This window comes from Micromonospora ferruginea (assembly GCF_013694245.2).
In the GTDB taxonomy this organism is placed as follows: Bacteria; Actinomycetota; Actinomycetes; order Mycobacteriales; family Micromonosporaceae; genus Micromonospora; species Micromonospora robiginosa.
Genome location: NZ_CP059322.2, coordinates 2,963,323 through 2,977,350 on the forward strand (window position 1 = coordinate 2,963,323; position 14,028 = coordinate 2,977,350).

Consider the following 14,028-nt stretch of genomic DNA (forward strand, 5'->3'; position numbering starts at 1 on the left):
CGCCCACCTCCGGAAGGGCGCCGGTCGCGGAGCCGGACCAGCGCCACCACGGCGAGGTCGGACCGCGCCGTCACAACGCGGCGACCACGACCTCGGCCGCCCGGGCGATCAGGGCGTTGTCGTACTCGGCGTCCTTCTCGCCGCGGCTGGACAGCACGGCGAGGACGATCGGTGCGCGGTCCGGGGGCCAGATCACCGCGATGTCGTTGCGGGTGCCGTAGCCGCCGGACCCGGTCTTGTCCCCGACCACCCACCCGGCGGGAACGCCGGCGCGGATCAGCTCACCGCCGGTGGTGTTGCCCCGCAGCCAACCGGTGAGCACGTCACGGTCCGCCGGTTCGAGGGCGTTCCCGACGGCGTACGCCCGCAGCGACCCGGCCATGGCCCGCGGGGTGCTGGTGTCCCGCCGGTCACCGGGCCTCGCCTCGTTGAGCGCGGTTTCCCAGCGCGCCGGGTCGGTGACCTTGTCGCCGATCTCGCGCAGTTCCTTCTCGAACTTCTGCGGTCCACCGAGCCGACGCAACATCAGGTTGCCGGCGGTGTTGTCGCTGTAGCGCACCGCCGCGTCGGCGATCGCGCGCAGCGTCATGCCCTCGTCGACGTGCTGCTCCGTGATCGGCGAGTAGGTGACCAGGTCGTCCGCCGAGTACCGCACCACCTTGTCCAGCTCGGCGTCGGTGGTCTCGTCGAGGACCTCGGCGGCGGCCAACGCCTTGAACGTCGAGGCGTACGCGAACCGCTCATCGGCCCGGTACTGCACCGTCCGGCCGGTGCCGGTGTCGATCGCGTACACCCCCAGCCGCGCGTCGAACCTCTCCTCCAACTGCCGGAACTCGCGGTCCCGGTCCGGCGCGGACGACGCGGGGGCGGTCGTCGCGCTGTCTCGTGCCGGCTGTTCGGCGGCGTCAGCGGGACTGCAGGCGGCCAGGGAGACCACTGCAACCGCGGCCACCAGGCGGCGTGTCGAAGACACCATCAATGCTCCTCGGTCGATGGGTGGGCCGGAGGCCGGACGGCCCCGGTCGGGTCGGATCTGACCCTGCCAGTGGTCCGCCATGCGGTCGAAGACAGAAGCAGCGGGGTTCATGCTGATCGGGTATCGACGCACGGCGAGGGCGGTCCCGGGGCGAGGTCAGGCCGGCGGTCCGGTCAGAGCCGGCAGCGTCGGTCCTCCGCGGGGACCTTCAGGTCGACCAGGTAGGCGGCGAAGGCGGCGTTGACACAGGGGTTGACCCCCTCCTGCGCGACGGTGTGCCGGGCGCCCTCGACGGTGAGCACCGTGCCGCCGATCTCGTCGGCCAGCACCCTGCCCGCGGCGTACGGGGTGGCCGGGTCGCCGGTGACGGAGATGATCAGGCTCGCGGGCAGGCCCTTGACGTCCTGCGCGTAGGGGATGCCGAGGCTGGGCTTGCCCGGCCAGGACTCGCACGCGTCCCGGGTGACCCCGTCGACCTCTCGACCGGTGGCCACGTACGGGCTGATCCGGATGATGTCGGCGCGCAGCCGGGCTTCCTGCTCGGGGGTGCGGCGCACCTCGTCGTTGCAGTTGACGGCGAGGTTGGCCTCGAGGAAGTTGGTCCACACGCCGGAGGGGTCCCGACCGCCGAACACCTCGCCGACCTTGACGATCTGCGACCCGTCGCCCTGCTTGAGCCGGGCGAGGCCCTTGATGAGCGCGGGCCACGCCTCGGGATAGTAGAGGCCGGCGGTCACGCCGCCGATGGCCTGGTTGAAGTTCAGTGTGCGCCCGTCGCCGGCCGGGACGGGCTTGTCGATCAGTGGCTGGACCAGCTTCTGGAACACCTCGGTGGCCCGGGTCGGGTCGGCGCCCAGCGGGCAGTCCTTGCCGGCCGCGCAGGCGGCCGCCAGCTTGTCGAAGTTCTGCTGGAACCCGGCCTGCTGGGTGAGCCGCCGCTGCGGGTTCTGCAGGGTGGGGTCGATCACGCCGTCCAACACCATCGCCCGCACGTTCTTGCCGAACATCTCGGCGTAGACCGCGCCGAGGCGGGTGCCGTAGCTCTGCCCGGCGAACGTGAGCTTGTCATCACCGAGGGCCGCGCGCAGGACGTCCATGTCCCGGGCGACGTTGCGGGTGCCGACCGCAGCCAGCATCTCCGTCCCGCCGGAGCCCTTCGCGCAGCGCTCCGCCAGGCGCCGGGTGTCCTCCCCGGTCCACTGGCCCGCGGACGCCAGCAGGGTGGTCTGGTCCTCACCGCGATCGCGTTCGGCGTCGGTGAAACATCTGATCGCGGGCGTGGACGAGCCGACCCCGCGCGGATCGAACCCCACCACGTCGAACCGTTGCAGCAGTGGGCTCTTCGCGTGCGCGACGCTGAAGGCCGGCGTCTGGGCCATGCCCGAACCGCCCGGACCGCCCGGGTTGAGCACCAGCGACCCGATGCGCTGCCCGGGATCGCCCTGGGCGGGGAGCCGGAGCACCGCGACCTGGATGGTCCTGCCCTTCGGATCCTGGTAGTCCAGCGGCACCGTCAGCCGCGCGCACTCGAAGGGCGCGACATACTGCTTCTTCTCCCCCGGCGTGGTGCCGTAGTCCGCGCACGAGCCGAACGACAGCTTCTGCCCGTAGTACGCCTCCAGCCCGCCGGCGGACGGCCGCGGCTCGGACTCCGCCGAGGTCGGGGCGCCGGTGCAGGCGGCCGACAGCATGAGCACCGCCGTCACCCCCACCCCGGTGCCGACGCGAGCGGCGGTACGCCGGGAAGCAGGCGGGGCGGATCGGCCCATGGGTGGGCCGGAGTCGAACAGGGCCATCGGATTCTCCGAATCGAGTCGTCCTGGAGGTGTGCGTCCTCGACGAGACACCCGGCCGTAGCGGCACACTCAACCCCGCCCGGGTGTGATCTGTTCGGTGACGCCCGGTCGCCCCATGAGGTTCGACACACCGTGTCGTACGGGCTTGAGTATGCCGCTGCGGCACACCAGCTAATGGATCAATGCTGAACGAGGTCGAACCGAACGGGCTGCCGGAGCGGCACCACAGCCCCACCCGTCCCGACGGCAGTGCCCAGCCCGCCCTGCTGCACCAGATGGGCGGCGTGGCCGGGTTCGTCTACTCGACGGTTCCGGTGATCGTGTTCGTGACGGCGAACGCGTTCCTGCCGCTGCCGGTGGCCATCGGGGTCGCGCTCGCGACCGGGCTGGCGCTGTTCGTCATTCGGCTGCGGCGCGGCGAGCGTCCCCTGTCCGCGCTCGGCAGCCTGCTCGGCGTGGCGGTGGCCGCCGGGCTCGTCGCGTGGACCGGCTCCGCGCGGGACTTCTTCGTGATCGGGATCTGGGCCTCGCTGGCCGGGTTCGTCGTCACGTTCGGGTCGCTGCTGGCACGTCGGCCGCTGACCGGTGTCATCTGGAACGTCCTGCACGGCGGAGGGCACGCGTGGCGGGCCGACCGGGCCGTACGCGTGGCCCACGATCTCGCGACCCTCGCCGCGGCGGCGGTGTTCGGTTCGCGGTTCGTGGTGCAGCAGTGGCTCTATCTGAGCGACAGCACCGGCGGGCTGGGCGTCGCCCGGATCGTCATGGGCACGCCGCTCACCGTGCTGGCCGCGCTGGTCGTCGTGTGGAGCTTCCGGCGCAGCACCAGACGCCTCACCGCGGCCGGCAGCGCCGGCCGCGACCGGCGACCCGACCAGGTGTCGGGCGACCGCTGAGCCTCGGGCGGCCGACGTCGTGCCCGGCCGGTCCGGCGACGCACAGGCGGCCACGCCGCGCACCGCCGGGACCGCTGGTACGGCGAGCGCCAGCGGGCGTCGAGCCACGGAGGATCAGTCGTGCGGCTCGGACAGCAGGCGGTTGGTGCGCCGCAGGACGTCCAACTGCGCCGGGTTGTAGAGCTCCGCCAGGGCTTTGCTGACGGCCTGTTGGACGTAGTGCGCGCTGTACCGGGTGCCGGCGTTCGTGATCCGCGCGCCGGGGTTCTGCGCGTACAGCGTTCTCACGTAGGGGGCGAGGTCCCGGGCCACCGCGGCGCGGGTCTGCTCGTCGGCGTCGGCGGGAAGCGTGGTGAATCGTTCGGCGACCGGGTCGGTGACGGGCTTGTGGAGCATGTCCGCCCAGGCCCGCATGGTCTCGGTGCCGAGCACCCGGGTCAGCACGACGATGAAGGAACGGTCGGCGTGCGGCATCGTCGACACGACACCGGGTGCGACGACGCCGGGTGGCAACTCCGCCGACGTGGGCTGCCGCAGGATGGCGCCGAGTTCGAGGCGGGCCCGTTGGAGCCGTTCGATGGTGGCCGCGAGTTCAGCGTCGAGGGTGCGCAGCGCCTCGACCGGCTGATCGTCGGTGTCCGGCATGGCGGCGATCTGCGTCAGCGAGAAACCCAGCTCCGTCAGGCGCCTGATCCGCAGGATCCGGACGAGGTGGGCCACCCCGTACTGCTTGTCGCCGTTGGCGCGGCGGTGGGGTTCCGCCAGCAGGCCGATGTCGTGGTAGTGGCGTACCGCCCGCAGCGTGGTGCCGGCGAGTTGAGCGATCTCCCGGGTGCTCCAGGCCACTGCGCACCTCCGTTCTCAGAGCCGTCCCGGGGCGTGGAACACCAGGTCGGGGTCGTACCGCTTCTTGGCGGCGCGCAGGCGCTCGGCGTTCGACCCGAAGGCGGCGGCGGTGCGCTCGGTGTCGTCCGGACCGAGCAGGTTGGGATAGCCGCCCGGGAGCCGGTCGGTTCCCCGTACCCAGGTCCGGTGTCGATCCTCGGCGGCGTCTCCGGGTTCCCAGACCGCGATGGTCTCCACCATCAGGTGCGGCGTCCGGTTGCGGAAGGCGGTGGCGTCGGCGGGGACGCGGGCGGCTGCGCCGTGGAGGCTGTGCAGCGAGATCGCCGACAGCGGCGAGGTCTTGGCGCGGGCGGCGTCGAGCAGGACGTCCTGGACGGTACGGTCGAACCCGGTGACCGTGCGCGACCCGATCTCGACGTGGCGGCCCGCCGGGAACATCGCGTCGATCTGCGCGAGCTGGTCGGTCATCGTGGTCGGGCCCACCTGCGCCGTCAGCGGCTCGCCGAGCTCGGTGAGCCGCTGCAGCGCCGTCGTCCCGACCTCGGGGTCGCCGCACCAGGTCGGCGCGGCGAAGAGCACCGGCTCACCGGTCGGGGCGGTGATGAAGCCGGCCTGCACGGTCAGCTCGTCCGGCCCGCGGAGCAGCGACTCCTCCAACGCCGGCAGCACGTCGAACGGAAACATGATCATCCCGGCCAGGATCGCCGGCACCGCGTGCAGTCGGATGCGCATCGAGGTGACCACGCCGAAGTTGCCGCCCCCGCCGCGCAGCGCCCAGAGCAACTCGGGATCGTGCTCCTCGTCCGCGGTGACCAGCGTGCCGTCGGCGAGCACCACCTCGGCCGACAGCAGGTTGTCGGCGGCCAGGCCGAACCGGCCGCTCAGCGGCCCGTAACCACCGCCGAGCGTCAGACCGACCATGCCGACCGAACCGGCCGTCCCGGTCACCGCGACCAGACCGGCCCGCTGCGCGGCCACGGCCACGTCGGCCGAGGTGGCGCCGCCGGCCACGGTGGCGACCGCGGTTTCCGGGTCGACGCTCACCTGCCGCATCGGGTTCAGGTCCAGCGTCAGGCCGGCGTCGGCGAGCGCGCGCCCGGCCCAGTCGTGCCCGCCACCACGCACCGACAGGGCGAGGCCTCTTTCCCGGGCGGTCCGCACCCCGGCCTGCACGTCGGCCGCGTCGGCGCACCGGAGGACGGCGAGCGGGCGGCTGGTCACCGCGCCGTTCCAGATCGTCCGAGCCGCCTCGTATTCCGTTCCGGACGTCAGCATGTCACCCATGTGATCATGGTAGCCATCTACTCGTCAGAGTCCAACTCTGATGAGTGGTTCGGGCTATGCTCGGCCGACCATGACAGAAGCACCGAAAAGCCGCCGGGCGGAGTACGCCGCGGCCACCCGCGCCGCGATCATCGACGCGGCGCGCCTGCTCTTCGCCCGCAACGGATACTTCGCGACGAAGATCGAGGACATCGCGGCGGAGGCCCGCGTCGCACCGGCCACGGTGTATGCGGTGACCGGTGGCAAGCAGGGGCTGATCCGGACCCTGGTCGACCTGTGGAGCGAAGCGCCGATCGTGGCGCAGACCCTCGCCCGGCACGAGACCCTCACCGACCCGGACGAGATCCTGCGGAACACGGCGGCCACGGTCCGCGCCATGCGCGAGACGTACGGCGACATCATCCGACTGATGCTGACGACGGCGCCGCACCACCCCGAGGTCGCCGAGGCCCTGCGGCTGGCCACGAGACGTTACCGGGACGCCGTCGAAGTCGTCGCCGTCCGACTGCGCGATGTCGGCGGCCTCGATGCCGGAATGGGCGTCGCGGAGGCGACCGACATCCTCTGGTTCTACTTCGGATACTCCGGCTACTTCACCCTGCTCGACGACAACGGCTGGACCTTCGAGCGCTCGGAACGCTGGCTGGTCGCCCAGGCCGCCACGGCGCTCCGCGGAGAACCGGCCGCCACCGGGCCGGCCGCGGGTCTGACCGGCCGGTCGGGTCGCGGTTAGCCTCGGCGGCACGGCCACCCGAACCCGGTCGCCTCAACCCCGAAGGGCGCTCAGGCGACCGGCGATGTCGGCGGGAAGCCCACTGACCTCGCCGTGCGCCGTCAGTACGAGCCGCAGCGATCCGGCGTGCGTGACGACGCCCAGGATCCGCTCGTCGCGGACCTGCGTGGTCATCGTCGGCCCCCAGATCGCGACCGCGGACGACGTGTCGGGCCCGGTCACCCCCAGGTTGGTGATCTCCAGGTCGGCGCCGGTGGCGGCGAGCATCGCCGCCTCTGCCTGCACCGCGTCGGCGGGATCGAGCGAGGCCAACATCAGTGCCGCCTCGCGCGCGGTGTCGCGTGCCGCGCGCAGCTGCGCCGTCGCGTCCTGCGCGAGGGACCACAGCGTGCGGTCGGCGACTTCCCGCAGCACCACGGTCGTCGCGGTGAAGCGGTTCACGACGTCGTCGTCCAGGCCGAGCGCGGAGCGGAGGTCGATGGGGACGTTGATGCGGAAGCTCTCGGCACCGGTGGTCGCGGAGAGTGCCTGCGCCGCGGCGGCGCAGAGTGCGGCCTGGACGGTCGACCCGTTGGCGCGCGCGGTGGAACGAAGGTGCGCGGTCGTCGCGGGATCGAGTTCGGCGATCTCGACGGTCGGTGCCGCGCCGTCGAACGGGCGGATCGTGGCGACCGTCGGCGCGGCCGTCGGGGCCGGGCCGGCAGCGGCCGGCCGCTCGACCTGGGGCAGGCGCGCGAGCAGGCTCTCCTGGTCGACGGGCGCCGGTCGGGCCGCGAGGATCTGCCCGTCGAGGATCGCGAGCAGGTCATGTGCTGCGCGCAGCGCACCGCGTCCGTCGGTGATCTGGTGGGAGAACGTGAGGAGGAGGACGGTTCCCCGGTCGTCGGTGGCGCCACTGACCAGCGTCGCCCGCGCCAACGGGCTCCCGCCGGCGTCGACGGGGAGCGTCTGCTCCTGCGCCGCCACCTCGCGCCAGTCGTCTGCACGGACCTGCCGCAACGGGACCGGCTCGGTCGACTCCCGGAAGGTCGGGCGGTCGCCGGTGCGATCGATGCCGACGGCCAACAGCGGGTGCGTCTGCTGGAGACGCGCCAACGCGCTCTCCAACCGGGGTGCCGGGATCGGCGACGCGAGTTCGACGACGAGCGTGAACTGTACGGGGTTGCGACTGATGTAGAGGTCGATGATGTGCTCGAACGCACCCAGCGGGCGGACGGTCCGGTGTGCGGAGAAGTGGCGCATGCTGTCCTTCGGATCGACGGGTGGATCGGCTGGCCGCGTCGGTCCGCGGACCGCCCGGCCCGGTGCCGACGCTCGCGGCGACATCGGCGGCCAGGTACGGCTTCGATCAGACACCCGGCCGTAGCGGCACACTCAAGCCCGCACTCGTGTGATCCATGTCAACAGGTCGATGGTCCGCCGTCCGATCGGCGCGCTCACAGCCAGTCGTGTTCGCGGGCGTACCGGGCCGCGTCGTGGCGGGTCCGGGTCTGGGTCTTGCGCATGGCGTTGGAGAGGTAGTTGCGCACGGTGCCCGGAGCGAGGTGCAGCCGGGCGGCGATGTCGGTGACCGAGTAGCCCTCACCGGTGACCCGCAGCACGTCGGCCTCCCGCTCGGTGAGCGGGCAGTCCTCGGTGACGGCGAGCGCGGACACGTCCGGGTCGATCCAGCGCCGGCCCGCGTGCAGGGTGGCGAGGACCGAGGTGATGTGCGCCGGTTCGGCGGACTTGCTGACGAAGCCCTGCACACCGAGTCGCAACGCCTTGCGCAGCACGCCCGGGCGGGCGTGCCGGGTCAGCATGAGGATCACCTGCTCCGGCCGCGCGCGACGGATCTCCGCGACCGCGTCCAGGCCGTCCATGCCCGGCATCTCCAGGTCGATGACCAGCACGTCGGGCTGGTGTCGCAGGGTCGCGGCGACCGCCGTCCGGCCGTCGGTGGCCTCGGCGAGCACGGTCACGTCGCCCTCCATCGGCAGCAGCGCGGCCAGGGCCGTCCGCAACAACGCCTCGTCGTCGGCGAGCACGATGGTCGTCATCGGGCGTCCTCCCTCGAAACCGTCGGGGCCGCGCCGGCGCGGACGGGTGGGAAGACCACAGCCGTACGGAACCGCCCGTCGCACTCCTCCACGGACAGCTCGCCACCGTCGCCGGCCACCCGTTGCCGCAGCGCCGCCAGTCCTCTCAGCTCGGGAGGCCCGGCGGCGGTCACGCCGTCGTTGACGATGGTGATGCCGGTCTCGGCGAGCGTGATCCGCACCTGGGTGGCCTGCGCGTGGCGCAGGATGTTGGTGGTGGTCTCCCGCAGCACCTGGCCGAGCAGTTCGCTGACGCGGGTGTCGACCTCGGCCTCCCGGCTCACCCGGACCTGGATGCCGGCGGCCTCGAAGAGGTTCTTCGCGTTCTCGATCTCCGCGGTGAGGTTCAGCCGCCGCTGGGCGTACGCGAGTTCCTTGGTCTGCGCGATGGTGTCACTGACCAGCGCGTACGTCTCCCGCAACTCCTTCTCCGCCCGGGCGGTGTCGCGGTCCAGCAGCCGCTGCGCCAGCGCGATCTTGAGTTTGACCACGTGCAGGGTGTGCCCCTGGATGTCGTGCAGGTCGCTGGCGAACCGGACCCGCTCCCGGACCACGGCCAGCTCCGCCTCCCGCTCCCGGGTCTGTTCCAGCTCCCGGATGAGGTCGTAGAACCGCTCCCCCAGCACCGTCAGGACCGTCACGACGACGGTGAGCCCGGTCGGCACGAGGACGTAGGCGACCAGCACGCCGGCCACGTCGTCGCGCTGCACGAGCAGCCGCGCCGCGCCGACGACGGCGACGTAGCCGAACAGCCCGCCCATCGCCAGGACCCGACGCCGCCGTACCTCCCGCATGGCGAGCGACCCGACGGCGCAGAACCCCCAGTAGGCGTTGGGGCTGCCGGTCACCAGCACCCCCAGCGGCCACACCGCTCCCGCGACCACCAGGCAGGGCAGCACGAACCGGGCGAGGTCGTTGGCCGTCCACCGTTCGAAGGCCACCAGGGCCGCCACCGCGCCCGGGGCCAGGACGAGCAGGTGCCACCAGCTCCGCGCGTCGGTGTAGAGCAGGACCACGGCGGCGATCGCGACCGGCGGCAGGGACGCCACCAGGTTGAGCCGGCGCAGTCGTCCCTGCGTCGACTCCGTGAAGCGCGGCGATCGTGCGGTCACCGTCCCAGTATCCGGCAGCGACCGGCCACGACCAGTGACACCACGTCACCTCCGGTCGTGACGCGGTGCCACTGCCGGGTCGGCCGCGCCCGCGCTGTCATGGGTGCATGTCCACCACACCCGTCATCGAAGTCGACCGGTTGAACCTCACCTACGGCGACTTCCCCGCCGTCAAGGACCTCACCTTCGAGGTCCGCCCCGGCGAGCTGTACGCCCTGCTGGGCACCAACGGCGCCGGGAAGACCTCGACCCTGGAGATCATCGAGGGCCACCGCCGGCCGACGTCCGGCACGGCGCGCGTCTTCGGGCACGACCCGGGCGACCGCCGTCAGGTCCGTCCCCGGATGGGCGTCATGCTCCAGGAGAGCGGATTCTCCCCGGACCTCACGGTTCGTGAGTCCGTCCGACTCATCGGCCGGCTCAGCGGGCGCGGCGACGACGTCGAGCGGGTGCTCGACCTGGTCGACCTCACCGGCCGGGCCGGCCGGAAGGTGTCGCAGCTCTCCGGCGGCGAGAAGCGGCGGTTGGACTTCGCGACCGCCGTCTACGGCACCCCGGAGCTGATCTTCCTGGACGAGCCGACCACGGGCCTGGACATCCAGTCCCGCGACGCCGTGTGGGCGACCGTCGACCGGCTCCGGGAGAACGGTGCGACCATCGTGCTGACCACCCACTACCTGGAGGAGGCGCAGCAGCGCGCCGACCGTATCGGGCTGATGCACCAGGGCACCCTCCACCGCGAGGGCACCGTGGCCGAGCTGACCCGCACCCTGCCGGCCGTCATCCGCTTCTCCCTCCCGGCCGGGGCGTGGGCGCTGCCGCTCCCGGCCGCGACCGAGGCCGAGGGGAACGTCGTGGTCGAGACCTTCGCCCTGCAGAAGGACCTGCACGTCCTGCTCGGATGGGCCCAGGACCACGCCATCGAACTGCAGGGCCTGGAGGCCGGGCCGACCCGCCTCGACGACGTCTTCCGCGCCATCAGCAAGTGACCCGCCGTCCCGACAGGAGTGACACCGTGTTGCCCATCGCCGCGAGCGAGCTGATCCAGATCTTCCGCAACCGGCTGGTGCTGATCACCAGCCTCATCATCCCGGTGGTCGTCAGCGCGTTCTTCGTCCGCCAGCACGAGACCTACGCCGCCCTCGGCAGCCTCGGCTACATCGCCGCGATCGTGATGTTCACGATCTCCGCGTTCGGGCTCTACGCCACCGCCGTCACCACCCTGGCCTCCCGACGGCAGAACCTCTTCCTCAAGCGGCTGCGCTCCACCGCCGCCGGCGACACCGGCATCCTCGCCGGCCTGCTGCTGCCCGTCGTCGTCCTCGCCGTGCTCCAGATCACGGCGATCCTGATCGCCCTGGCCCTGGTCGCCGGCGGTCCGGCCGACGTGATGCTGCTCGTGGTGGCGACCATCGCCACCCTGGCCATGATGACCGCGTTGGCCCTGGCCACCGCCGGGCTGACCAACTCACCCGAGCACGCCCAGGTCACCACCCTGCCCGTCACGCTCGGCGTGATCGCGGTGTGCACCTGGATCGGCATCACCGGCACCACCGACCTCACCTGGCTCAAGCGACTCCTGCCCGGCGGCGCCGCCACCGAACTGACCCTGAACGCCTGGAACGGCGGGGTCGCCGTGGCCGACTCCCTGCTCCTGCTCGCGCCCACCCTGGCCTGGGTCGCCGTCGCCGTCACCCTCGCCACCCGACTCTTCCGCTGGGAGCCCCGCCGATGACCACCGAGCCCCACCCGCCGGTCCACCCGCCGACCCTGGCGGAAGATCTCCTGCTGCTCCTGTTCCAACCCGACTCCGGGACCGTCGCGGGCGAGAACACGCTGTTCTACGTCCTCGGCGGAGCCGTCCTCGCGGAGCTCGCCCTCGGCGACCACCTGGCCGTCGAGGACCGGGGTCGGGTCCGGGGCGTGGCGGGTCGCCCACCGTCGGACGACCTGCTGCGCCCGGCGTGGGACTACCTCGCCGAGAAGCCGAGGGGCGCGCAGACCGTGCTCGCGGCGATCGGTCCGCCGCTGCGCGAGCCGGTGTTGGACCGGCTCGTCGCGCGGGGCGACATCGCCCGCGCGCCGCGCAGGGTGCTCGGCCTGTTCCGCACGACGGCCCTGCGGGAGGGCGGGACCGGGCGCCGGGCCGGTCTGCTCGCCGACGTCCGGCGCGCCCTCACCGACGGTACGCAACCGTCGATCCGCGTCGCCGCGCTCGCGGCGCTGCTCTCGGCCAGCGGCACGCTCCCGCAGTTCCACCGCGAGATCCCGTGGACGTCGCCGGTGATCACCCGGGCCAAGGAACTCGAACGTGGCGACTGGGGCGCCGACGCCGCGGCGCAGGCGGTGACCCGCACCGTGACGGCGACGGTCGTCAACGGCGCCATCGCGGCCATCACCGTGCTGCCCCGAAGCTGATGCCCGTACCCTCGCGGGAGGGTCACCGCCCGCCACCTTCCGTGACCGACATCGAGGTGTGAGATGCCGTTTCTGAGTCCGATCGCCGCCCAGCGCGTCGAGGGCCTCGCCGTCGCGGCCCTCACCGTCGTCGTGACCGTCACCGCCGGATACCCGTGGTGGTCGCTGCTCGCCCTCTTCCTCGTCTTCGACCTGTCCATGCTCGGCTACCTGGGCGGGCCACGGCTCGGTGCCCTCTGCTACAACCTGGCGCACTCCTACACGCTGCCGGCGGTGCTGGGCGCGGTAGCCGTGGCCACGGCGGGGTTCGACGACCGGGCTGGTTGGCTCGGAGTCCTGGCCCTCGCCTGGGTGTTCCACATCGCCGTCGATCGTGGACTCGGTTACGGCCTGAAGACGGCCGAGGGATTCGAGCACACCCACCTCGGTCTGATCGGCAGGTCCCGGCGGTCCGGGTCGGTCACCAGCTCGTGAGGTCCGCCGGCGCCGGCGGGAAGTCGATGCGTGGCTTGCCCCGCATCGCCGCCGCCAGACCCTCGCGCACCGAGGAGGCCGCCGGGCAGGCATCGATCCTTCCGCCGACCGTTGACATCGATGCGGTCCGCTGACACAGTCCGGACCGGTGAGTGCTCGGGGGGAGGTCGCGATGCCTTTCCGATCCGTGCCCGCCGAGTCCGCCCTCGCCACCGCCTCGGCCGAGATCGACCGGCTCGGCCTCACGGCACGGGTGGCGGTCCACGGCCCGGCCGCGTCGCCGACCATGCGCGTCGCGTTGTTCCGGGACGGGACACGGGTCGCCGTGGGCGCGGGAAAGGGAGCGGGTCCGCAGGGTGCGGCGAGCGCGCACTTCGAGGCCCTGGAGCGCTATTTCATGTCGGCTCGGGACAACCGCCGATGGAGTACGGACGCCACCAGGCTCCTGCCGGCGCGCGTCGTGGCCGGGCAGTCCGCCCTGGAGCCCGATCTGGTGGTGCGGCGGTGGGCGACGGAGTTCCCGGACTCCGTCGCGGCATGCGCGCCGTACGGCGAGGTCCGTTATCCCACCTTCCTCACGGACCCGCGCTACTACCGGTGGCCGGTGGCGGGTGACGACGTCCGGCCGTACCGCGGTCTGCTGCGGTACTCGTCCAGTCTGGGCACCGCCGCCGGCGTCGACCTGGCGGAGGCCGTCTATCACGGCCTCTGCGAGCTGATCGAACACGACGGGCTCGGGCAGGCGCTGCTCCGGTGGTACGTCGCCGGGGTGCCGGACGTCGACCTGGTGCCGGTCGGGGAGCTGCCGGACGGGTTGCGGGCACTGCACGAGCGGGCCGTACGGGCGGCCGGCGCACCCGTACACCTGCTCGACGTGACGACCGACCTGGACGTGCCGGTGTACCTGGCGGTCAGCCCGGCGGCCGGCGGCGAGCCGACCCGGCTCGGAGCCGGCGCCTCGCTCTGGGCCACCGACGCCGCGTCGCGAGCCCTCGACGAGCTGATCCAGGTCTGTGCGCTCTCCCCGTCCGGCGCCGGCCTGCCCGCGGCGCAGCGTCTGGCGAAGTGGCCGGCGCTGCGACGATGCGCCCTGATGCCACTCGACGAACTGCTCTCCGGCCCGGTGCGGACGGTGCCGCTGCGCGCGGACGGCGTCGGCGACGGCAGCCCGGGTGGCGGGCTGGCGGGCGTCCGGCGGGCTCTGGCCCGTCACGGCATCGTCGACCACGTGTGCGAGGTCGCGCCGGTCGGCTCCCCGATCGCGGTGGCCACCACCATCGCCCCGGGGCTGGAGCGCTTCAGCCTGGTGCGGCACGGGGTGCCCGTCATCCCGACCGGGCGGGGATGGCCCTTGTGGCCGTCGCCGGACCGGGCGATCATCAGCCGACCACACCCGGTCCGAACGAGATGAGGGA

The 14,028-nt window shown here is 72.6% G+C and carries 14 protein-coding genes; 7 read left to right on the forward strand and 7 right to left on the reverse strand.

Annotated features, from left to right (window positions below; all coding sequences use genetic code 11):
* Window positions 1–70: 70 nt before the first annotated feature.
* Both bla and H1D33_RS12575 read right to left on the reverse strand, forming a co-directional pair.
* On the reverse strand, window positions 71–979 hold the full coding sequence (gene bla / locus H1D33_RS12570; RefSeq protein ID WP_414685522.1) for a class A beta-lactamase: 909 nt from the start codon (window positions 977–979) through the stop codon (window positions 71–73).
* 170 nt (window positions 980–1,149) lie between these two features.
* Window positions 1,150–2,667, reverse strand: a complete 1,518-nt coding sequence (locus H1D33_RS12575; protein ID WP_181572768.1) for an alpha/beta hydrolase — start codon at window positions 2,665–2,667, stop codon at window positions 1,150–1,152.
* Between the two features lie 287 nt (window positions 2,668–2,954).
* Between H1D33_RS12575 and H1D33_RS12580 the strand changes: the two genes are divergently transcribed.
* Entirely contained in the window at window positions 2,955–3,668 is a 714-nt protein-coding gene (locus H1D33_RS12580; protein ID WP_181567887.1) for a DUF3159 domain-containing protein, read from the forward strand.
* Between the two features lie 114 nt (window positions 3,669–3,782).
* Here the strand turns inward: H1D33_RS12580 and H1D33_RS12585 are convergent, their stop codons facing one another.
* Both H1D33_RS12585 and H1D33_RS12590 read right to left on the reverse strand, forming a co-directional pair.
* Window positions 3,783–4,514 carry a helix-turn-helix domain-containing protein gene (locus H1D33_RS12585; RefSeq protein ID WP_181567886.1) on the reverse strand — a complete coding sequence of 244 codons (732 nt, stop codon included), beginning with the start codon at window positions 4,512–4,514 and terminating at the stop codon, window positions 3,783–3,785.
* Between the two features lie 15 nt (window positions 4,515–4,529).
* Window positions 4,530–5,798, reverse strand: a complete 1,269-nt coding sequence (locus tag H1D33_RS12590; protein ID WP_181567885.1) for an FAD-binding oxidoreductase — start codon at window positions 5,796–5,798, stop codon at window positions 4,530–4,532.
* Between the two features lie 70 nt (window positions 5,799–5,868).
* On the opposite strand from H1D33_RS12590, the gene H1D33_RS12595 reads away from it, so the two are divergent.
* Entirely contained in the window at window positions 5,869–6,531 is a 663-nt protein-coding gene (locus H1D33_RS12595) for a TetR/AcrR family transcriptional regulator (protein WP_181567884.1), read from the forward strand.
* 33 nt (window positions 6,532–6,564) lie between these two features.
* Here H1D33_RS12595 and H1D33_RS12600 read toward each other — a convergent pair whose 3' ends face one another.
* The 3 genes from H1D33_RS12600 to H1D33_RS12610 form a co-directional block, all read right to left on the reverse strand.
* Window positions 6,565–7,773, reverse strand: a complete 1,209-nt coding sequence (locus tag H1D33_RS12600; RefSeq protein ID WP_181567883.1) for a phthiocerol/phthiodiolone dimycocerosyl transferase family protein — start codon at window positions 7,771–7,773, stop codon at window positions 6,565–6,567.
* A 194-nt stretch (window positions 7,774–7,967) separates the two neighbouring features.
* Window positions 7,968–8,570 (reverse strand): response regulator transcription factor, encoded by a 603-nt coding sequence (locus tag H1D33_RS12605; protein WP_181567882.1) that lies wholly within the window; start codon window positions 8,568–8,570, stop codon window positions 7,968–7,970.
* Window positions 8,567–9,721, reverse strand: a complete 1,155-nt coding sequence (locus H1D33_RS12610; protein ID WP_181567881.1) for a sensor histidine kinase — start codon at window positions 9,719–9,721, stop codon at window positions 8,567–8,569. The genes H1D33_RS12605 and H1D33_RS12610 overlap by 4 nt, the downstream gene beginning before the upstream one ends.
* 107 nt (window positions 9,722–9,828) lie before the next feature.
* Here H1D33_RS12610 and H1D33_RS12615 point away from each other — a divergent pair, with 107 nt between their 5' ends.
* The 5 genes from H1D33_RS12615 (at window position 9,829) to H1D33_RS12635 (ending at window position 14,024) form a co-directional block, all read left to right on the forward strand.
* Window positions 9,829–10,710, forward strand: a complete 882-nt coding sequence (locus H1D33_RS12615) for an ABC transporter ATP-binding protein (protein ID WP_181567880.1) — start codon at window positions 9,829–9,831, stop codon at window positions 10,708–10,710.
* Window positions 10,711–10,736: 26 nt separating this feature from the next.
* The gene (locus H1D33_RS12620; RefSeq protein WP_181567879.1) at window positions 10,737–11,456 is read left to right on the forward strand and encodes an ABC transporter permease; all 720 of its coding nucleotides are present in this window, start codon (window positions 10,737–10,739) and stop codon (window positions 11,454–11,456) included.
* Window positions 11,453–12,139 (forward strand): GOLPH3/VPS74 family protein, encoded by a 687-nt coding sequence (locus H1D33_RS12625; RefSeq protein WP_181567878.1) that lies wholly within the window; start codon window positions 11,453–11,455, stop codon window positions 12,137–12,139. Before H1D33_RS12620 ends, H1D33_RS12625 begins: the two co-directional genes overlap by 4 nt.
* A 63-nt stretch (window positions 12,140–12,202) precedes the next feature.
* Window positions 12,203–12,613, forward strand: a complete 411-nt coding sequence (locus tag H1D33_RS12630; protein WP_181567877.1) for a DUF4260 domain-containing protein — start codon at window positions 12,203–12,205, stop codon at window positions 12,611–12,613.
* Window positions 12,614–12,785: 172 nt separating this feature from the next.
* A complete protein-coding gene (locus H1D33_RS12635) occupies window positions 12,786–14,024 on the forward strand; it encodes a YcaO-like family protein (protein WP_181567876.1) in 1,239 nt (412 codons plus the stop codon).
* The last annotated feature ends 4 nt before the right edge of the window (window positions 14,025–14,028 follow it).